General features: G+C 76.8%; 22 protein-coding genes. 7 read left to right on the forward strand and 15 right to left on the reverse strand.

Annotation, left to right across the window (positions count from 1 at the left end; genetic code table 11):
* Positions 1-411: 411 nt before the first annotated feature.
* The gene (locus AC2TDM_RS15495; protein WP_484635218.1) at positions 412-2022 is read right to left on the reverse strand and encodes a methyl-accepting chemotaxis protein; all 1611 of its coding nucleotides are present in this window, start codon (positions 2020-2022) and stop codon (positions 412-414) included.
* Positions 2023-2332: 310 nt separating this feature from the next.
* Here AC2TDM_RS15495 and AC2TDM_RS15500 point away from each other — a divergent pair, with 310 nt between their 5' ends.
* Positions 2333-3199, forward strand: coding sequence for an aldo/keto reductase (locus tag AC2TDM_RS15500; protein ID WP_484635219.1), 867 nt, complete (start codon positions 2333-2335; stop codon positions 3197-3199).
* A gap of 46 nt (positions 3200-3245) precedes the next feature.
* Positions 3246-4193, forward strand: coding sequence for an HAD family hydrolase (locus AC2TDM_RS15505; RefSeq protein WP_484635220.1), 948 nt, complete (start codon positions 3246-3248; stop codon positions 4191-4193).
* 29 nt (positions 4194-4222) lie between these two features.
* Here AC2TDM_RS15505 and AC2TDM_RS15510 read toward each other — a convergent pair whose 3' ends face one another.
* The 9 genes from AC2TDM_RS15510 to AC2TDM_RS15550 all read right to left on the reverse strand — a co-directional run bounded on the left by AC2TDM_RS15510 (position 4223) and on the right by AC2TDM_RS15550 (position 11781).
* Entirely contained in the window at positions 4223-4684 is a 462-nt protein-coding gene (locus AC2TDM_RS15510; RefSeq protein ID WP_090031201.1) for an acyl-CoA thioesterase, read from the reverse strand.
* A 69-nt stretch (positions 4685-4753) separates the two neighbouring features.
* Positions 4754-5890, reverse strand: coding sequence for a pyridoxal phosphate-dependent aminotransferase (locus AC2TDM_RS15515; protein WP_175499285.1), 1137 nt, complete (start codon positions 5888-5890; stop codon positions 4754-4756).
* A gap of 10 nt (positions 5891-5900) precedes the next feature.
* Positions 5901-7199 carry a cupin domain-containing protein gene (locus tag AC2TDM_RS15520; RefSeq protein ID WP_484635221.1) on the reverse strand — a complete coding sequence of 433 codons (1299 nt, stop codon included), beginning with the start codon at positions 7197-7199 and terminating at the stop codon, positions 5901-5903.
* A 142-nt stretch (positions 7200-7341) separates the two neighbouring features.
* Entirely contained in the window at positions 7342-8082 is a 741-nt protein-coding gene (locus AC2TDM_RS15525) for a YqjF family protein (RefSeq protein WP_239079001.1), read from the reverse strand.
* 67 nt (positions 8083-8149) lie between these two features.
* A complete protein-coding gene (gene dtd / locus AC2TDM_RS15530) occupies positions 8150-8587 on the reverse strand; it encodes a D-aminoacyl-tRNA deacylase (RefSeq protein ID WP_090031207.1) in 438 nt (145 codons plus the stop codon).
* Positions 8588-8593: 6 nt separating this feature from the next.
* Complete coding sequence (locus tag AC2TDM_RS15535; protein WP_308439550.1) at positions 8594-8929, reverse strand: DUF2516 family protein; 336 nt, start codon at positions 8927-8929, stop codon at positions 8594-8596.
* Positions 8930-8957: 28 nt separating this feature from the next.
* A complete protein-coding gene (locus AC2TDM_RS15540) occupies positions 8958-9974 on the reverse strand; it encodes an FUSC family protein (RefSeq protein WP_239079002.1) in 1017 nt (338 codons plus the stop codon).
* 110 nt (positions 9975-10084) lie between these two features.
* On the reverse strand, positions 10085-11218 hold the full coding sequence (gene ygfZ / locus AC2TDM_RS15545) for a CAF17-like 4Fe-4S cluster assembly/insertion protein YgfZ (protein WP_239079003.1): 1134 nt from the start codon (positions 11216-11218) through the stop codon (positions 10085-10087).
* Entirely contained in the window at positions 11215-11781 is a 567-nt protein-coding gene (locus AC2TDM_RS15550; protein ID WP_090031210.1) for a heme-binding beta-barrel domain-containing protein, read from the reverse strand. The genes ygfZ and AC2TDM_RS15550 overlap by 4 nt, the downstream gene beginning before the upstream one ends.
* Positions 11782-11983: 202 nt before the next feature.
* On the opposite strand from AC2TDM_RS15550, the gene AC2TDM_RS15555 reads away from it, so the two are divergent.
* A complete protein-coding gene (locus tag AC2TDM_RS15555; protein WP_090031211.1) occupies positions 11984-12346 on the forward strand; it encodes a DsrE family protein in 363 nt (120 codons plus the stop codon).
* Positions 12347-12362: 16 nt separating this feature from the next.
* Here the strand turns inward: AC2TDM_RS15555 and AC2TDM_RS15560 are convergent, their stop codons facing one another.
* Positions 12363-13109, reverse strand: a complete 747-nt coding sequence (locus tag AC2TDM_RS15560; RefSeq protein WP_090031213.1) for a hypothetical protein — start codon at positions 13107-13109, stop codon at positions 12363-12365.
* Between the two features lie 182 nt (positions 13110-13291).
* Here AC2TDM_RS15560 and AC2TDM_RS15565 point away from each other — a divergent pair, with 182 nt between their 5' ends.
* Both AC2TDM_RS15565 and AC2TDM_RS15570 read left to right on the forward strand, forming a co-directional pair.
* The gene (locus AC2TDM_RS15565; RefSeq protein ID WP_090031214.1) at positions 13292-14014 is read left to right on the forward strand and encodes a winged helix-turn-helix transcriptional regulator; all 723 of its coding nucleotides are present in this window, start codon (positions 13292-13294) and stop codon (positions 14012-14014) included.
* Entirely contained in the window at positions 14011-14970 is a 960-nt protein-coding gene (locus AC2TDM_RS15570; protein WP_239079004.1) for an alpha/beta fold hydrolase, read from the forward strand. The genes AC2TDM_RS15565 and AC2TDM_RS15570 overlap by 4 nt, the downstream gene beginning before the upstream one ends.
* Before the next feature lie 40 nt (positions 14971-15010).
* Here the strand turns inward: AC2TDM_RS15570 and nth are convergent, their stop codons facing one another.
* Entirely contained in the window at positions 15011-15751 is a 741-nt protein-coding gene (nth, locus tag AC2TDM_RS15575; RefSeq protein WP_203708971.1) for an endonuclease III, read from the reverse strand.
* Between the two features lie 280 nt (positions 15752-16031).
* Here nth and AC2TDM_RS15580 point away from each other — a divergent pair, with 280 nt between their 5' ends.
* Both AC2TDM_RS15580 and AC2TDM_RS15585 read left to right on the forward strand, forming a co-directional pair.
* Positions 16032-16583 carry a hypothetical protein gene (locus tag AC2TDM_RS15580; RefSeq protein WP_090031218.1) on the forward strand — a complete coding sequence of 184 codons (552 nt, stop codon included), beginning with the start codon at positions 16032-16034 and terminating at the stop codon, positions 16581-16583.
* 178 nt (positions 16584-16761) lie between these two features.
* The gene (locus AC2TDM_RS15585; protein ID WP_090031219.1) at positions 16762-17439 is read left to right on the forward strand and encodes a Crp/Fnr family transcriptional regulator; all 678 of its coding nucleotides are present in this window, start codon (positions 16762-16764) and stop codon (positions 17437-17439) included.
* Between the two features lie 47 nt (positions 17440-17486).
* Here AC2TDM_RS15585 and AC2TDM_RS15590 read toward each other — a convergent pair whose 3' ends face one another.
* Genes AC2TDM_RS15590 through AC2TDM_RS15600 form a run of 3 tightly spaced genes read right to left on the reverse strand, consistent with a single transcriptional unit; the run spans position 17487 to position 18468 of the window.
* Complete coding sequence (locus AC2TDM_RS15590) at positions 17487-17990, reverse strand: RidA family protein (protein WP_090031220.1); 504 nt, start codon at positions 17988-17990, stop codon at positions 17487-17489.
* Positions 17990-18148 carry a Sp36 family protein gene (sp36, locus tag AC2TDM_RS15595; protein WP_090031222.1) on the reverse strand — a complete coding sequence of 53 codons (159 nt, stop codon included), beginning with the start codon at positions 18146-18148 and terminating at the stop codon, positions 17990-17992. Before sp36 ends, AC2TDM_RS15590 begins: the two co-directional genes overlap by 1 nt.
* A 14-nt stretch (positions 18149-18162) precedes the next feature.
* Complete coding sequence (locus AC2TDM_RS15600) at positions 18163-18468, reverse strand: WhiB family transcriptional regulator (RefSeq protein ID WP_425319171.1); 306 nt, start codon at positions 18466-18468, stop codon at positions 18163-18165.
* Positions 18469-18531: the final 63 nt, after the last annotated feature.

Raw genomic sequence — 18531 nt, forward strand, 5'->3', positions numbered from 1 at the left:
GCGCCTCCGGGCCCGGCTCCCTCCGGCGATGCCGGCGGCACCAGGACGTCTGCAGGCACCGGCATCCCTACCGGCGTCGCCACCCCTGCCAGGACCGCCCGCAACGCGGCGACCTGACCGGCCACCCCCTCGTCGGGCACGGCCGTCAGAGCCGCCGGCACGGCAGCGTCAGGAGCAGCAATACCGCTCCTGACCTGCGCCTTCGCGCCGTTCTCCGCCATGCCGCCCACCGTAGACCGAGCCACCGACACGGCCGGGGCTCCCGATGGGGGCGGCTGTGGACAGGGGCGGGCGGATCACGTCAGGGGCAGGCCCGGCCACCGGCTCCGAGCGGCATGGACCGTCGCGGCAGATGATCGCGACCGGCCAACGCTCCGAGGTCCTCCGCCGGCCCTGCCCGCCGAACCCGCGTCAGACCCGGAACTGCTGCACGACGCCCCGCAGGTCGGCGGACATGCGCGCCAGCTCGGCCACGGCCGTGCTCGCCTGCCCCACGGCCGTCGAGGTCATCTCCGCCGCGCCCGAGACGCTGAGGATGTTGCGCGCGATGTCCTGCGCACCCGTGGAGGACTCGGAGACGTTCCGGTTCATCTCGTTCGTCGTCGCGGTCTGCTCCTCGACGGCGGCGGCGATCGTCGACTGGTAGCCGCTGATGGAGTAGATGACCTCGGAGATGCCCTCGATGGCGTGCACCGCCGAGCCGGTGTCCGACTGGATGGCCTCGACGCGCCGGGCGATGTCCTCCGTCGCCTTCGCCGTCTCCTGCGCGAGCTCCTTGACCTCCCCCGCGACGACCGCGAAGCCCTTGCCGGCCTCGCCCGCGCGCGCGGCCTCGATCGTGGCGTTGAGGGCCAGCAGGTTCGTCTGCTCGGCGATGGAGGTGATGACCTTGACGACGTCCGCGATCTCGCGGCTCGACTCGCCGAGGCGGGCGACGGTCGTCGTCGTCTCCTGCGCGGCCTCGACGGCCTGCGTCGCGACCTTCGTCGCGTCCGTCGCGTTGCGGGCGATCTCGCGGATGGAGCTGCCCATCTCCTCCGAGCCCGTGCTGACGGTCTGGATGTTGCGGCTGATCTGCTCGGCGGCGGCGGAGACGAGGCCGGCCTGCGCGGAGGTCTCCTGCGCGGAGGCGGCGATCTGCGTCGTCGTCGCGGAGAACTCCTCCACGGCCCCGGCCAGCGAGACGGCGGAGGTCTCGATGCGCCCGACGAGACCCTTCAGGCTCTCGGCCGCGCGGTCCAGGCCGCGACCCATCACACCGACCTCGTCGCCCGTGGTCAGGCCGGACCTGACGGTGAGGTCGTTCGCCTCGAGCGCGTCGGTCACCTCGCGGACCCGCCGCAGGTTGCCGGTGATCGCGCGGGCGACGACGACCGCGAGGCCCGCCGCCAGCAGCAGCCCGGCGACGAGCGTCACCAGGACCACCGTGCGGGACGTGGTCGCGGTGGCCTGGGCGCCCACGGCGAGGGCGTCGCCCTCGTCGACCTGGGACTGCACGAGGCCCTCGAGGTCCGCGATCGCCTTCTTGACGACGGGGGTGCCCTGGAACTCACGCACCTCCATCCAGGTGGGGATGTCGTTCGCCCGGCCCAGGGGCAGGAGCTCCTCCGTCGCGACGTCGCGGTAGGCCGCGAACTGCACAGCGAAGTCGTCGAGCAGGGCCTGCTGCTCGCCGGTCAGCGGGAGCGCGTCGTAGTCGGCCAGCGCCTCCTCGACCTCCCCTGCCTGCGACGCGAAGTCGGCCTCGTACTTGTCCATCAGCTCGTCGGTCTGGGCCAGCGCCTGGCTCGCGATGGAGGTGCGCATGAGGTAGAGCGACGCCCGCAGGTCCCCGAGCGCCGCGAGGCCGGTGAAACCCTTGCCGTACAGCTCCTCCGTCGAGGTGCGCGTCCGGTCGACGCTGGCCATGCCCACGACGCCGACGACGACGGCGACGAGGGCCGCCACGGCGACGGCGGACAGGATCTTCAGGGCGACAGGGAGGTCGCGCACCGAACGGCGGCGGACGGTGTCGGTGCTCATCGCGGGGCTCCTCGGGGGTGGACGTCGTGCTGCTGCTCAGGAGGGCCCATCGGCCGGACAGGGGGCACCGTGAGCGCGGTGGCGCCCCGTCACCCGGTCGGGTCGCGCCACATGGCACCAGCACACAGGTCCAGGCCCTACAGTTCCTCTCGCCCCCGGTCGCACGCCCCCCCTGCGCGACCGGGGGCACCTGCGTCCCCGCCCGGTCCGACCGCCCGTCCGGCTGCGGGGTCCGACTGCCCGACGAGAGCCGCGTCTCACCACGCCGCCCCGAGGTGCGCACGTCCCCGCGACGGGTTCTCCTTGCCGCATGCAGACACGACGCATCGGGGACGCGCAGGTCAGCGCCATCGGCCTGGGCGGCATGCCCCTGTCCATCGAGGGGCGCCCGGACCGCGAGCGCGCCCTCGCCACCGTGCACGCCGCGCTCGACGCGGGCGTCACGCTCATCGACACCGCCGACGCCTACCACCTGCACGCCGACGAGGTCGGCCACAACGAGGAGCTCGTCGCGGAGGCCCTGCGCACGTACGGCGGCAGCACCGACGGCGTCCTCGTCGCCACGAAGGGCGGCCACCTGCGCCCCGGCGACGGCTCCTGGACGCAGGACGGCAGCCCCGAGCACCTGCGCCGCGCGGTGCAGGACAGCGCCCGCCGCCTCGGCGTCGAGGCCATCGGCCTCTACCAGTTCCACCGGCCCGACCCGGCCGTGCCCTACGCGGACTCCGTCGGCGTGCTGGCCGAGCTGCTCGACGCCGGCACCATCCGCATGGCCGGCATCTCCAACGCCGACCCCGCGCAGATCGCCGAGGCGCAGGAGGTGCTGGGCGGCCGGCTCGTGTCGGTGCAGAACCAGTACTCCCCGGCCTTCACGTCCTCGCACCCGGAGCTCGAGCTGTGCGCACAGCTCGGCATCGCCTTCCTCCCGTGGAGCCCGCTCGGCGGCATCTCCAAGGCCGGGGACCTCGGCGGGCAGCACTCCGCCTTCGCGGAGGTGGCGCAGGAGCACGGCGTCAGCCCTCAGCAGGTCGCCCTCGCCTGGGAGCTCGCGCAGTCCGAGGTCGTCGTGCCGATCCCGGGCTCCAGCCGGCCCGAGACGATCCAGGACTCGGTGCGCGCCGCCGACCTCGTCCTCACGCCCGCCGAGCTCTCGCGGCTGGACGCGGCGGTCCGCTGACGCCGGGCGGGCCGGATCGTCCGGGGACGGCTGGGAGGATGGGCACGTGACCCCCTCCCCGGCCGTCCCCGGCACCGCCCTGCCCGACGGGGCCGTCCCCGCCGCGGCGCTGCCCGACGAGGCCGTCCCCGCCGCGGCGCTGCCCGACGAGGGCGCCGCCCCGGCGATCCCCCTGACGACCCCGGTCCGCCTCGTCGTCACCGACATGGACGGCTCGCTGCTCGACCCCGCGAAGCGGCTGCCCGCCGCGACGGCCGCCGTCGTGGCCGCCCTGGCCGAGCGAGGGATCGCCTTCTGCCCCGCCAGCGGCCGCCAGCTCGCCAACCTCCGGGTGCTGCTCGGGCCGACGGGCGACGGCCTGCCGTTCATCGCCGAGAACGGCAGCCTCGTCGTGCGCGGGGACACCGTGCTCGGCACGCAGCCGCTGCCGGACGGCAGCGGCGCCGCGGTGGTCGACGCCGTGCGTGCGCTCGCCGCCGCGGGCCGCGACGTCGGGGTGGTCGTCTGCGGCGCCCGGTCCGCCTGGGTGGAGGGCGGCAGCGCCGCGTTCCTCGGCTCGGTGCACGCGCACTACGCGCTCGTCGAGCACGTGGACGACGTGCTCGCGGTCGACGACGTCGTGCTCAAGCTGGCGGTCTTCGACGCGGGCGACGTCGAGGACGGCACGTCGGCGGCGGTTGCGGACGTGGCCGGCGGGCTGCGCGTCCTCGTCTCCGGGCAGCACTGGGTCGACCTCATGCACCCCGACGCGGACAAGGAGGTCGGCCTGCGCCACGTGCAGGACGCCCTCGGGGTGACCGCGGCGCAGACGATGGCCTTCGGCGACTACCTCAACGACCTGCGCATGCTCCGCGCGGTCGGGTACGGCGTCGCGATGGACAACGCGCACCCGGACGTGCGCGCGGCGGCGCGGTTCATCGCCCCGGGCAACCACGTCAACGGCGTGCTGCGCACCCTGGCCGCCACCTTCGACCTCGACGTCCCCGGGCTCTGACGCCGCCGGCCGTGCTCATCGCCTGACGCTCACCAGCCCCGCAGCACCGGCCCCGGCCCGGACCACGCACCCAGCAGCCCGCGCTGCTCCTCGTCGAAGGCGCGGGGCGCCTGCGTGAGCGCCTCGACCTGCACCATCCGCGACAGCGCCCGCACGTAGGTGGCCGGCGCGTCGCCCGTCGCGTCGAGGACCTCGTAGGCGATGTCCACCGAGGTCCGCCCGATCCGCGGCACCCACAGCTCGACCGCCAGCGGCTCGGGCCGGAAGGGCGCCGGCGCCACGTAGTCGATCTCGTGCTTGACGACGACGAGCATCGTGTCCGTCAGCCGGCCAGTGGCGTCCACGCCCATCGTCGGCAGCACCGCGAAGCGCGCGTCGTCGAGGTAGCGCAGGAACGCCCCGTTGTTGACGTGCCCGAACAGGTCGACGTCCGACCAGCGCACGCGCAGCTCGAAGCGCCCGCGTGCGGCCCGTCCGGCACCCTCGTCCACGTCGCCCCTCCCCCGGGTCGCGCGCGGCTCCCGCGCCGACGGCACGCTACCGGGCACGACGGCCGGCGGTCAGCGCGGGACCCGTCCCAGCCCGGTCAGCAGGTCGGCCTCCGACGCGCCCAACGAGATCCGGACCCACCCCTCGCCGCCGGAGCCGAACGCTGTGCCCGGCGCGAGCGCGACCCCGTGCTCGTCGACGAGGCGCAGGCACCAGCCCAGCACGTCACCGCCCGCGCGGTCGCCGACGTCGGCCCAGACGTACATGCCGCCGGCGGCGGGCAGGGCCCGGATGCCACCGGAGGCCAGGACGCCGGTGACGACGTCGCGCAGGCGCCGGTACGTCGCACGCGCCTCCTCCACCCCGTCCTGCGGCCCGGTCAGCGCCGCGAGGGCGGCGTGCTGGGCCGGCGTGTTGACGCAGGAGACGACCGACTCCTGCACCGACCCCAGGACGGGCAGCGCGGTGGCGGGCACGACGAGGGCCCCCACCCGCATCCCCGTCATGCCGTACGTCTTCGAGAACGAGTGCAGGGTCAGCACGCGGTCGTCCTCGTCGAGGGCGGCCGGCGGGACGTGCGGGACGTCGAACGTCAGGCGCGCGTAGCACTCGTCGGACAGCACCCACAGGTCGTGCCGCCGGGCGACGTCCAGGAGGGCGGCCGTCCGGTCCGCGGGCAGCACCGTGCCGAGCGGGTTCGACGGCGAGTTGAGCAGCAGCACCCGCGTCCGGGACGTGACCGCGGCCTCGACGACCGCCGGGTCGGGCAGGAAGCCGTCGCCCGGGTCGAGGCGGTACCGCACGGGCCGGGCGTCGAGCAGGTGCGCGGTCATGGCGAACGGCGGGTAGCCCGGGTCGGGGACGAGCACCTCGTCGCCCGGGGAGAGCGTCAGGGTCAGCCCGAGGTGCAGCGCCTGCGCACCGCCGGCCGTGATCCACACACGGTCCGCCTCGACCGGACGGCCGTGCGACGACGACAGGTCGGCGGCCAGGGCCTCGCGCAGCGGGCGGATGCCGGCGTTGGGCGTGTACCCCGTGTCGTCGCGGGCGAGGGCGTCCGCCGCCGCCGCCAGGACGTGCGGTGCCGTGGGCGCCGACGGCTCCCCCACGCTGAGCACCACGGCGCCCGGCGTGCGCCAGGCGCGCTCCGTGACGAGGCGGATCTGCGAGCCGGGGATGGTCGCGGCGTGCGGGGCGAGGCGTGGCACGCCCGGCAGGCTACGCGCGCCGGTCCTCGGCCCGGGCGCCGGGGGCCGCGGTGACCAGGAGCGTCACCCGCACGTCGCCCTGCGCGGGCAGGGTGCGCCGCCACCCGCCGGCGGGCACCACGGCCTGCGTCACCTGGCCGGCCGCCGCGTCGTCGCCCAGCACCCGCACGTCCCCGGGCTGCGGTGACGACCCCGTCCCCCCGGCCTGCAGCGCCACGGGCGTCGGCCCCTGCCACAGCCAGACCTCCTCGGCGGCGGCGGCGCCCCAGCCGGAGCACTCGCCGGCGCCCAGCACCAGCTCGACGAGAGTGGCGTGGGCCGAGGTCCACGTCGTGCGGACCCGGCCGCCGTCGACGTGGTCGCGTCTCGGAGCAGGCCGTGCCGGACTCCCGGTCGGCACGCGGGCCCGGCGCAGGGCCCCGGCGACGACGGGGGTGGCCGCCACGCTGCTCGAGCGGTTCCCCGCGGCGCCGGTGGCACCCACCCGCGCGGCGGACGGTGCGGACGTGCCGCCCGGGTCAGGGGGTCCGGACGGCGCGTCCGCGCCGAGCACCATTGAACCGGTCGGTTCATACGTCGCGCTACTTCTCAGCGCATATGTGACCCAGTTCACATCCAGAGCCGTCGTCGTCGGGCCCCACGACCCGACGAGCTCCGCCACGGACGTGGCCAGCGAGTGCGCCGACATGTCCGCACGTCGCGCGTCCCCACCGGCGAGCAGGGTGACGAGCAGCCCGCGCCAGCCGCTCACCACCGCCAGCCCCAGGGTGGCCGCGTCGTCGCGCGGCAGGCCCTCCGCCTCGAAGGCGTCCGACGCGGCCTCCACCCAATGGTCGGCGCGCACCAGCACCGCCGAACCCACCTCAGTCGGCTCGTACTCCAGCCGCCCGAGCACCTCGAAGAAGAGCCGGATGACGGGCCGGTTCTCCGGGTCGCCGAGCATCGTCCACGCCGTCAGGAGCCGCTCCTCGAGCGGGACGGACGCGTCGCGCAGACGTCCGAGCGCCGTGCGGACGCCGGGGAAGCGCGCGACCGCCACCGGGTAGGCCGCCGCGAGCATCGCCTCCCGGCTGCCGAAGTAGTAGAGGAGCATGCGGTTGTTCGAGCCCGTCGCCGCGGCGACGCTGCGCAGCGAGGCCCCGCCCATGCCGACGGCCAGGACGTGGTCCGCCACCCGCTCCAGCAACTCCCGGCGGCGCAGGTCGCGGCGTTCGGCGAGGGTGCCCACCGGCCCGTGCCCGGACGCGTCCACCGTCCCGTCCACCATGCCGTCCACCGTGCCGTCGGGGGGTGTTCCCGGCGCGTTCATGGCCCCGACCGTAGGGCCTCGTCGCCGTCGCGCGCAGCCGCGGACGCCCCACCCGCCGGACGGACCACCTGATCAGCGCACCCTGGTCACCACACCCTGTCCAACGCACCCTGTTCGGCACGTCCTGTTCGGCGCGTCCTGCTCACCGCACCCTGACCGGCAGCCCGAACCGCGTCCGCACGCCCGGCGACCACAGGGCCCGCAGCGCCGCCCCCTCGGGACGGACGCCGGCCGCGGCGACGAGGTCGTCGTCCAGCGCCAGCACCTCCGCCGCGTGCAGCGGCCACGCGTCGTGCTCGTTGGGCACCCACCAGGTGCGCCCGCGCAGACGCGAGTGCAGGCCCCACCGCGCGGTCAGCCACACCTCGAGGTCCGTGGGCTCCACGACCGACCCGACCCGCAGCACGAGGCGCGACCGCGCCGGCGGGCCGGGGAACCGACGCCGTGTGGTGTACGTGAGCACGTCCCCGGACCGCGTCAGGTCCATGGCCGCCCACAGGTAGGGCGTGCCGAACACCCCACGGGCGAACGGCAGGACCGCCAGCCGCTCGGTGTCCAGCGACCGGAACACGACGCCGTGCCGACCGGCGTCGTCGACGGAGTACAGCCGGACGTTCGTCTCGAGGAACGACCCGAAGAACGGCACCGGCCGCCCCCGCCCGAAACCCGCCCCGGCCATGCGGAACGGCACGTAGCCGACCCACGTCCGGCCGTCGGCGTCGATGTCCGGCCGCGTGCCCGGCGGGAAGAACCGCGCCACCGCCGCCGGCGCCACCGGCCGGTGCACGAACGCCAGATCCTCCCAGCGCTGGTCCAGCAGCACGGGCCCGGTCAGCCGGGGGGCGTCGACGGGGTAGCCGTCGAGCAGGCGGGTGGTCTCCACGGGCGTGATCCTCACGCGTGCGGCGGGCGGACGCGCCACCGCTCACCCGTCCGCGCGCAGCCGCCTCTCAGGCGTCCGGGGCGCTCTCGAGGAGGATCGTCACGGGCCCGTCGTTGACGAGCTCGACGGCCATGTCCGCGCCGAAGCGGCCCGTCGCCACCTCGAGCCCGCGCCCGCGCAGGTCGTCGACGACCGCCTGCACCAGCGGCTCGGCCACCGGCCCGGGAGCCGCCGCGTTCCAGGTCGGCCGCCGGCCCTTGCGGGTGTCGGCGTAGAGCGTGAACTGGCTGACGACGAGGACGGGCGCACCGGCCTCGAGCGCCGACCGCTCGTCGCGCAGGATGCGCAGCTCCGCCACCTTGCGGGCCACGTGCGCGACCTGCGCCGGCCCGTCCCCCGGGGTGACGCCGACGAGGACGAGCAGGCCGGGCCGGTCGACCGCGCCGACGACCTCGTCGCCCACCGTGACCGAGGCGCGCAGCACCCGCTGGACGACGGCGCGCACGCGGGCCTACCAGCCCCCGGGCCGACCGCCCCCGCCGCCGCGGCCCCGGTAGGGGGACACGGCGGGCTTGACGTCGACGAGGTAGACGATGGCCGCCACCGCCGCCCCGATGGCGAGGAACCCGAGCAGCCCGAGGCCCAGCGGCGCCGGCAGCGCCATGAACGCCACGGCGGTCGCGACCCCGAGGATCGCGCCCCACTTGCCCTTCGTCAGCTTCCCGGCCGAGACGAACGCGGTCGCCGGGCGGCGCAGCAGGTCCAGGAGCGCGACGACGGACAGCACGAAGATGGCCAGGTAGAACACGAAGAACAGAGCCGTCTGGGCCCAGGCGATCAGCTGCACGTCCCCGAGGGTACGGGTCGAGGGGCGGCTAGAGCGGGGGGAGCGCCGCGCGCGCCTCCACGGGCCCCTCCCCGGCGGCCTCCAGCAGGTCCACGACGAGCGAGCGCGCCAGCAGCACCAGCCCCTGGACCTGCCAGTCCTCGGCGCCGAGCCGGTAGGGGTCCAGGCGCTCCGCCGCGGCGTGCAGCGTGCGGCGCGGGCCCTCGGGGTCGCGGCCGGACGCGCGGTCGTGCGCGAGCTCGCCCACGGCGGCGCCCACCTGCGCGACGACGTCCGCCAGCTCCCCCACGTCGTGCACCTGCTCGGCGGTGAGCGTGGCCGACGAGCGCCGCGCCAGGACGCGCGTGTTGCGCATCGCCCGGTCGACGAGCACGGCGTCGGCGGCGAGCGCGCGCAGCTCGTCGCGGTGCCGGCGCCCGGCCGGCGAGAGGCGGGCGAGCTCGTGCGCGCTGCCCGCGGTCTCCTGCCACCCGTCGAGCGCGGGCTGCGAGGTGCGGCCCAGCACGAGGGCGTCCTCGACGTCGTCCACGTCCCGGTGGTCGAGGCCGCGCGCGAGCACCCGCAGGACGTCGGCCAGCGCGAGCAGGGCGTCGCGGGCGTGCCGCCGGGGGTGCGTGCGCGGGTCCGTCGGCGTCAGGACCGCCACCGCGAGCGCGACGAGCCCGCCCGCGAGCGCGTCCGTCCAGCGCCCCAGCGGACCACCCGTCGCCGTGCCCACCGGCAGCCCGACGATGACGATCGCCTGCACGCCGGCCTGCGTCGTGAAGAGCACGCCCCGGTCGAGGAACCGCCCGACGAGGGCCGCCACGAACAGCGTCACCGCGATCTGCCAGGCGCCCGTGCCGATGAGGTGCACGACGAGGTCGCCGAGCGCCACGCCGACCGCCACGCCGACGGCCAGCTCGGACACGCGCCGCACGGACCGGTCCCGCGTGAAGCCGAGGCAGACCCACGCCGACACGGGCGCGAAGAACGGCGCGGGGTGGCCCAGCACGTACAGCCCGACGGCGTAGGACACGCCGCCGGCCACCGCGGCCTGCAGCACGGGGACCCAGGAGGACCGGACGCGCGCGACCCCCTGCCGGCCCCGCGCCCGGGCCGCCGTGAGCGAGGCCGCGCTGCGCCCGGGTCGGCGCTCTGCCGCGGCCCGCGAGCTCACCGGGTGGGCGGCAGGCCGAGACCGCGCGCGACGGGACCGCGGGCCGGCGGACGGTCGACGGACACGCCCTCCCCCGCCACGACGACCTCCTGCGCGGCGGCGACGGGGCCGCCGTCCGCGTCGACGAGGACCTCGACGTCGGTGGGCAGCGAGCGCTTGATCACCGCGAGCGCGACGGGGCCCAGCTCGTGGTGGCGGGCGACCGTCGTGACCTGGCCGACCTCGCGGCCGTCGGCGGTGCGGACGGCCGCGCCGGTCTCGGGCACGAGGTGACCGGAGCCGTCGAGGTGGAGCTGCACGAGCCGCCGCGGCGGACGGCCCAGGTTGTGCACGCGCGCGACCGTCTCCTGCCCGCGGTAGCAGCCCTTGTGCAGGTGCACGGCGGTGCGCAGCCAGTCCAGCTCGTGCGGGATGGTGCGGTGGTCGACCTCGTGGCTCGCGCGCGGGCGCCAGGCCGCCACCCGCAGCGCCTCGGCCGCCCAGGTGCCGGCCAGCGTCCAGCCGGCGGCCTCGCGACGGGCGACGGCCTCGTCGAGCGACGCGCGCGGGACCAGCACGAGCCGCCACGGGCGGTCCGCGCCGGGGTGCGCGTCGTCGTCGGCGCCGTAGCGCGTGCCGCCGGGGGCCGTGCGCGGCCAGGGGTCGCGCCACGTGAGGGGCTCGTCGGCGGCGCCCTCGGCGTCGACCGGCTCACCGAGGACGGCCCAGTCGGCCGTCACGTCGACGACCTCGACGCGCAGCGTGAACCGCATGCGGTCCAGCCAGGCGGCGAGCGCGGGCGCCGTCTCGGTGAGCAGCCACGTGGCCTCGCCGTCGTCGACCACGCCCGCCGCGTGCTCCACGTGCCCGTGCGGGTCGAGGACCAGCAGCTCCGTGGAGGTGCGCGGCGCCAGGGCGGTGAGGTCCTGCGAGGTGATGGAGTGCAGCCAGGTCAGCCGGTCGGGCCCGGCCACACGCACGACGCCGAGGTGCGACTGGTCGACGACGGCGCCGCCGCGCTCGAGCGCGCGCTGCTCGGCCACCGGGTCCCCGTAGTGCCAGGCGACCCCGGCGTCGGGGCCCGCGGCGGGCACGGCGCCGTGACGGGCGAGCAGGGGGCTGGGTGCCCGGACGTCCGCCGGGGCGCTCACGCCGCGGCCTCGTCGCCGACGCGCGCGAGCCGCGCCGACGCGTAGGACTGCATCGGCTGCCCGAACGCCGCCAGGTCGTTGGCCCACATGAGCTCGCCCTGGACGAGGCCGTACAGCCGCTTGCTGGCGGTGATCTCGGCGCCCGTCGCGGACCGCGCGATGACGTCGCTGACGAGCTCGACCCGGCCGTTGCCGACCGCGCCGACGTAGAGGCCCACGTGGCCCGAGGCGTCGGCAAGCAGCACCTCGACCGGGTGCTGGTCGGCACCCAGGCCGTCGGGGCGCTCCGGCGGCACGCGCCAGTAGCCCGTCTCCGTGGTCCACACGGGCGCCTCGGGCTCGTCGGAGGTGAGGCCGGCGACGTCGTCGGGCGCGACGACGAGGCGGATGGTCGAGCGGTAGCGCAGGTAGGGACCGCCGTCGTGGTCGAACTCGACCTCCTGCGTGAAGGCCGCCTCCTCGATGCCGGGGTAGCCGACGACCCCGGGCCCGCGCCACCGGCCGACGAGCCAGGCGAGCGGGTACACCTCGGGCGCGAGCCCCTCGGGCAGCACGAACGTCATGGCCGTGCGTCCCGGATCAGCGCTGGCCCTTGTAGAGCCGCCACAGGACGAGCCCCGCGATCCACCCGATCGCGAGCGTCGCCAGCACCAGCAGTCCGACGTAGAAGAGTTCGAGGGCGCCCATGGGTCCACACTAACGACCGGGCGGCCGTCCGACGCCCCCGCCGTCCGCGGTCCGCGCCACCCGCCCTACGCTGCGGGCGTGACCCGTGGCCTCGTCGTGAAGTGCACCGCCGGACCCGAGCGCGCGGAGGCCGCCAACCAGGCGCTGACGGTGGCGGCGACCGCCGTCGCGGCCGGCGCCCGCGTGAGCCTGTGGCTGACCGGGGAGGCCGTGTGGTTCGCCGTCCCGGGGCGCGACGCGCAGCTCGTCCTGCCGCACGCGGCCCCGGTGCCGGACCTCGTCGCCGCCGTGCTCGCCGGGGGCACGGTGACGGTCTGCACGCAGTGCGCGGCGCGGCGGGACCTGGTGCAGGACGACCTGCGGCCGGGCGCGCGGATCGCGGGGGCGGCGGCGCTGGTCGAGGAGGTGCTCGCCGACGGCGTGCAGGCGCTCGTCTACTGACCGGTCCGGTGACCGGTCAGCCCAGCAGGCGGCTGACGACGTAGACGAGCGTGCCGGTCACCACGACGGGCAGGACCGCCGCGGCGACACCCGCCCGGGCGCCCGCGACGGCCGGGACGCGCGCGGTCAGCGCGTGCAGCGCCCCGACGAGCAGCCCGACCGCCGTGCCGAGCACGACGCCGGCGACGAGGTCCGTGCCCGTGCCCGTGCTCACGCCCGAGGCCACCACCGCCCCCGCCGCCGCACCGAGCCCCGTGGTGAGGACCGCCGTCAGCCAGGCCGGCACCCGCACGACGGTGACGGCGGCCGCGACGGCCAGGGCCGCGGCCCCGACGACGACCACCTCCTCGCCGCCCGCGGAGCGCTGCGTCGCCACCCAGCCCGCCGCCGTGACGGCCAGCAGCGCCCCCGCGACCGTCGCGGCGAGGGACTCCACCAGCCGGCGCCGCCCGTCCCGCCGCAGCATCTGCGCGACGAAGGCCAGCAGCATCGCGCCCGCGAGGACCACCGGCACCGGCTGCAGGTAGGGCCCGGCGCCCACCAGCGCGGCCGCCACGACGGCGCCGACGCCCGCCAGGCCCGCCACCACCACGGCGCCGGGACCGGCACCGCGCGGGACGTCCAGCAGGACCGGCCACCCCAGCGCGAGGGCCACCACGAGGACCACCGCCACGACCGCGACGGGCCACGCGCCGCCCAGGCCCGCGAGCGCGACCAGCGCCCCACCCGCGGCGGTGACGAGCGCCCGCACGGGGAGCGTCATCGCGTCCGCGGCGCCCCCGGCGCCGTCGGCCGGGCGCGCGGGAGGAGGTGGGCGCGCAGGCGGGTCACGGGCAGGATTCTCGCAGATGAACGGCAGGTGACGAGCGGCACGCGGACGTGACGGCCGTGCTGCGCACGGCGGGCGGTAGCCTGTGCCCACTCGTCCGCAGGAGGTGCCTGACGGTGGCAGATCTGCTGCTCCTCACCCCCGCGTCCGGCGGCTCCGCCCAGGTGCTGCCCGCCCTGGGTCTGCTCTCGCACCGCGTCCGGGTCCTGCCCGTGGAGCCGTCGGCGCTCGTCGACGCGCCCGACGCGGACATCGTGGTGCTCGACGCCCGGCGCGACCTCGTGACCGCCCGCACCACGTGCCGCCTCCTGCGCGCCACCGGCCTGACCGTCCCGCTCGTGCTCGTCCTCACCGAGGGCGGCCTGACGGTCGTCACCGCGGAGTGGGGCGCCGACGACATCGTCCTGGAGACCGCCAACCCGGCCGAGGTCGAGACCCGGTTCCGGCTCGTCATGGAGCGCGCGGCGGCCTCGGTGTTCGAGGAGGCCCCGCAGGAGATCAGCTCCGGGGAGCTCACCATCGACGCGGGCGGCTACACGGCCCGCCTCCGGGGGCGCGCCCTGGACCTCACCTACAAGGAGTTCGAGCTCCTCAAGTACCTCGTCCAGCACCCGGGGCGCGTGTTCACGCGCGCCCAGCTGCTGCAGGAGGTCTGGGGCTACGACTACTACGGGGGCACCCGCACGGTCGACGTCCACGTGCGGCGCCTGCGCGCGAAGCTCGGCCCCGAGCACGAGCAGCTCATCGGCACCGTCCGCAACGTCGGCTACCGCTTCGACCCGCCGAAGGACCGCCGGGGCGCCGCCCTCGAGGAGCGCCCCGAGCTGGCGGAGGCATGAGCGTCGGTACGGTCGAGCCCGTGACGGCGGTGGACTCGGCCACGCTCCTCGTCGAGGGTCCCTGGCGCCACCGGTTCGTGCCGGCGAACGGCTCGCGCTTCCACGTGGCGCTCGCCGGGCCCGAGGACCACGACGCGCCGCTCGTCGTCCTCCTGCACGGCGTGCCGCAGTACTGGTGGGCGTGGCGGCACCAGCTCCCGGCGCTCGCCGCGGCCGGCTACCGCGTCGCGGCGATGGACGTGCGCGGCACCGGCGGCTCGGACAAGCCGCCGCAGGGCTACGACGTGCCCACGCTCGCCACCGACGTCGCCGGGGTCGTCGGGTCGCTGGGTGCCGACCGCGCGGTCGTCGTCGGAGCGGGCACGGGCGGGGAGATCGCCTGGGGCATGACCGCGTTCCAGCCGGGGGTCCTGCGCGGCGTGGCCGTGCTGGGCGCACCGCACCCGCTGGACTCGCGGCGGACGCCCGGCGCCTCGCTGCGCCCGTCCGCCGTGGGCCGCCTCGCCTTCGTGCAGCTCCCGAGCCTGCCCGAGCGGGCGATGACGTCGGGGGACCTCGTCGCCCGACTGCTCGACGAGTGGGGCGGCGTGCCCGGCTGGCCCGACGCCGCGACGCTCGAGGCCTACCGGCGGGCGGCGCGCGTGCCCTTCGCCGCGCACAGCCAGCTCGAGCAGCTGCGCTGGCTGCTGCGCTCGGGCGTACGGCCCGACGGCGCGCGGTACGTGGCCCGGCTGCGCGAGGCGGCGCCGCTGCCCGTGCTGCAGCTCCACGGGACCCGGGACGGGCTGCGCTCCTCGGCGCGCGCCCCGCTCTCGTCCGCGGCGGCCGCCGTGGTCGGCGGGCGCTACCGGTACGAGGTGCTGCCCGGCGTCGGGCACTTCCTCGCCGAGCAGGCGCCGGCCCGCGTCACCGCGCTGCTGCTCGAGTGGCTGCGCGACGTCAGCCCCGTCGGCTAGTCGCGGTCACGCACGGTCGGACGTACGCCCGGACGCACGGTCAGACGTCCTCGGCGCGGCTCTCGGGGCCGCTGCGGACCAGGGCCGCCGCGCGGTCGGGGTCCATCTCCCCGATGCCGGCGGACGGGCAGTCCGTCAGCAGCGGGCACGCCCCGCAGGCGGGCCGCCGGGCGTGGCAGGTCCGCCGCCCGTGCACGATGAGCCGGTGGGACAGCATCGTCCAGTCCCGCTTCTCGACGAGGCCGCACAGGTCCTGCTCGACGACGAGCGGGTCCTCGCTCGTCGAGAGCCCGAGGCGGCCCGACAGCCGCAGGACGTGCGTGTCGACGGGCAGGCCCGGGATGCCGAACGCGTTCCCCAGCACCACGTTCGCCGTCTTGCGCCCGACCCCCGGCAGCGTGACGAGGTCCGCCATCCGCGGCGGCACCTCCCCCGCGAACCGCTCGACGAGGGCCGCGCTGAGCCCGATCACCGCCCGGGTCTTGGCGCGGAAGAAGCCCGTGGGGCGCAGCACCTCCTCCACCTGCTCGGGGTCGGCGGCCGCCAGGGCGGTGGCGTCCGGCCACCGCGCGAAGAGCGCCGGCGTCGTGAGGTTGACCCGCACGTCCGTCGTCTGGGCCGACAGGACCGTGGCCACCAGCAGCTCGAAGGGCGTGCGGAAGTCCAGCTCGCAGCGCGCGTCGGGGTAGCGCTCCGCCAGCGCCCGGTCGATGCGACGGGCCCGCCTCGTGCGGCCCAGCGGGGTCTCGCGCGCGAGGGCGCGTGCGCGGTCGGCGGTCAGCGCCGGGCCGCGGCGCACCGGCGCGGACCCGCCGTCCCCCGCGGTGCCGGCGGCGCCGGCCGCAGCGCCCGTCGCGCCCGTCGCGCCCGTCGCGCCGGTCGCGCTCGCCGCCCTCGCCCCGCCCCTCGTCGCCACCCGGGCAGCGTACGGCGGACCACCCGCACGGGCGTCCTGCCAGGCGACCCGCCGGGTGACGTGCGGCCGGCGCCCTCAGCCGGCACGCGGGGGGCGCCGAGGCCCTGCGTGACGGCCGTGCCCGGCGGCCGGGGACGGGGGACCCATGGCACGGACGGGTGCGGAGCCGGTGCTGGACCTGCGGCTGGACCGCAGGACGCTGCAGGTGGAGCTCGTGCGCGTCGCCTGGTGGCGGCGGCTCGTGCGCGCACGGATCGACGTCGCCCTGTCGGCCGTCGCCCAGCCGGACACGCTGGGGGCGGCCGCCTTCGCGCTGCCGCCGGCCGTCGCGGTCGGGGTGCCGCGCGCCGAGGAGCTGCTCGCCGTGCTGGGCGGTCCGCGCGCCGCGGCCGGGCGGCACCTCGACGGGCTGCCGGACCCGGGGACGCAGGGTGCGGGGCGGACCGCGGCCGGGCCCCCGGCGTCGGGCTCCGCCGCCGGGGCCGGCAGCCCCTCGTCGCCGGAGGACCAGGACCGTCCCCCCACCTCCCCCGGCGCGCGGCTCGCGGGCCTGCGGGACCTCGACGCCCGGCTCGCGGCGTACGAGGCCGGCGTGGAGGGCGCGCTCCGCGAGGCCACCGCCGCGCTGGTGGAGCGGCTCGGGGCGGCCCCGGCGGAGGTGCTGTCCGCGCTGGCCGACCCGCTGCCGCCCGCCTGACGACCACCCGGAGGAGTGACGGCGGACGGACCGGGTGCCCGTGGTGCCCCTGTCGCGGACGTGTCATGCGGCACACTGGGGCCGGGGTCACAGGACCCCACGGCGGACCCGGACCCGCGGGGGCACGTCCGGTCCGCCGCGAGCTGCCCTGGGTCACCAGGAGAGGGTGGGGTGTCCGTTGCAGGACGACGTGGTGCTGACCGCACCGATGTTCGCCGGCCTGGACCGTGAGTCGTCGTCGGCGCTCGTCGAGCGCATGAAGACCCACGACTTCGTGCGCGGGCAGGTGCTCTTCCACGAGGGTGAGCCCGGGGACCGGCTCTACGTCGTGCGCTCCGGCAAGATCAAGCTGGGCCGCCGCTCGAACGACGGCCGCGAGAACCTCCTCGCCGTCCTCGGCCCGGGCGAGATGTTCGGCGAGCTCTCGCTGTTCGACCCGGGCCCCCGCACCGCGACCGCGACGGTCGTGGCGGACGCCGTCATCCTCGAGCTGGGGCACGCGGAGCTCATCGCGTGGCTCGAGGCGAACCCCGGCGTCGCGCAGCACCTGCTGCAGGCGCTGGCCCGGCGCCTGCGCCGGACGAACGAGGCGCTCGCCGACCTCGTCTTCAGCGACGTGCCGGGTCGCGTGGCCAAGGCGCTGCTCGACCTGTCGACGCGCTTCGGGGAGAAGACGGACGAGGGCGTGCGGGTGGCCCACGACCTCACGCAGGAGGAGCTGGCGCAGCTCGTGGGCGCGTCGCGGGAGACGGTGAACAAGGCGCTGGCCGACTTCGCCGCGCGCCGGTGGGTGCGCCGCGAGGGCCGGGCCGTCGTCCTGCTGGACCTCGACCGGCTGGAGCGCCGCGCGCGCTGAGGTCGCCCTGCTCGGACGGTCAGGAGGGGACGGTCAGGCGGGGACGGTCAGGCGGGGTGGAGCTCGACGACGAGCTCGACCTCGACCGGGGAGTCGAGCGGGAGGACCGCGACGCCCACGGCCGAGCGCGCGTGCACGCCCGCCTCGCCCAGCACCTCGTGCAGCAGCGTGCTCGCGCCGTTGACGACGGCGGGCTGCCCGGCGAAGGCCGGGTCGCTGGCGACGAAGCCGACCACCTTCACCACGCGCGCGACCCGGTCGAGCGCCGCCGCCCCGCCGGGGCCGCCCTCCTGCTCGACGAGCGCGGCCACGGCGGCCAGCGCGTTGAGCGCCGCGGTGCGGGCGAGGTCCGCCGCCACCGCCGGCTCGACGAGCCCCGCGCCCTCGCCGACCTTGCCCGTGCGCGGCAGCGCACCGTCGACGAAGGGCAGCTGCCCCGACGTGTGGACGTGGAGCCCGGTGCGCACCGCGGGCACGTAGGCGGCGACGGGCGCCGCGACCGCCGGCAGGACGAGCCCGGTCGCGGCCAGGCGCTCGGCCGCCGTGGGCATCAGGCCTCCCGCGGGCGCTTGAGGTAGGCGACGAGACCCGTCCCGCCCTCGAGCACCTGGACCAGCTCCCAGCCGTCCTCGCCCCACTGGTCGAGGATCTGCTTCGTCGCGTGGACGATGAGCGGGACGGTCGCGTACTCCCAGCGGGTGGTGGCCATGGGGCCCACCCTAGTCAGCGGGCGCCGACGCGCTCCAGGGCGGGGGCGCCGTCGGCGAGCAGCTCCGACCGCCAGGAGCGCACCTCGGGCCGGCGCCGCAGGAGCGCGCGGCGCTCCCGCTCGGTCATCCCGCCCCACACGCCGAAGTCCATGCGGTTGTCGAGCGCGTCCGCCAGGCACTGCATCCGCACCGGGCACCCCTCGCACACCGCCCGCGCCTCGCGCTGCGCGGGCCCCTCGACGAACAGGGCGTCGGCCGGGTACCCCCGTCCGCACGCCGCCAGCGCGGTCCAGTGGCCGTCGCCCCCCACGTTCGTCACGTGCGCCTCCTCGGTGACCTGCCGCGCACACGACGGTGCGGGTCCTCCCGCCCCCGGGAGGCT

The organism is Cellulomonas sp. plas2, from assembly GCF_057221735.1.

Coding starts and splice junctions, on each gene's coding strand:
- AC2TDM_RS15495 (WP_484635218.1), bottom strand. CDS start 2,022: ATGAGCACCGACACCGTCCGCCGCCGTTCGGTGCGCGACCTCCCTGTC.
- AC2TDM_RS15500 (WP_484635219.1), top strand. CDS start 2,333: ATGCAGACACGACGCATCGGGGACGCGCAGGTCAGCGCCATCGGCCTG.
- AC2TDM_RS15520 (WP_484635221.1), bottom strand. CDS start 7,199: ATGAACGCGCCGGGAACACCCCCCGACGGCACGGTGGACGGCATGGTG.
- AC2TDM_RS15550 (WP_090031210.1), bottom strand. CDS start 11,781: ATGACGTTCGTGCTGCCCGAGGGGCTCGCGCCCGAGGTGTACCCGCTC.
- AC2TDM_RS15560 (WP_090031213.1), bottom strand. CDS start 13,109: ATGACGCTCCCCGTGCGGGCGCTCGTCACCGCCGCGGGTGGGGCGCTG.
- AC2TDM_RS15570 (WP_239079004.1), top strand. CDS start 14,011: ATGAGCGTCGGTACGGTCGAGCCCGTGACGGCGGTGGACTCGGCCACG.
- AC2TDM_RS15580 (WP_090031218.1), top strand. CDS start 16,032: ATGGCACGGACGGGTGCGGAGCCGGTGCTGGACCTGCGGCTGGACCGC.
- AC2TDM_RS15590 (WP_090031220.1), bottom strand. CDS start 17,990: ATGCCCACGGCGGCCGAGCGCCTGGCCGCGACCGGGCTCGTCCTGCCG.
- sp36 (WP_090031222.1), bottom strand. CDS start 18,148: ATGGCCACCACCCGCTGGGAGTACGCGACCGTCCCGCTCATCGTCCAC.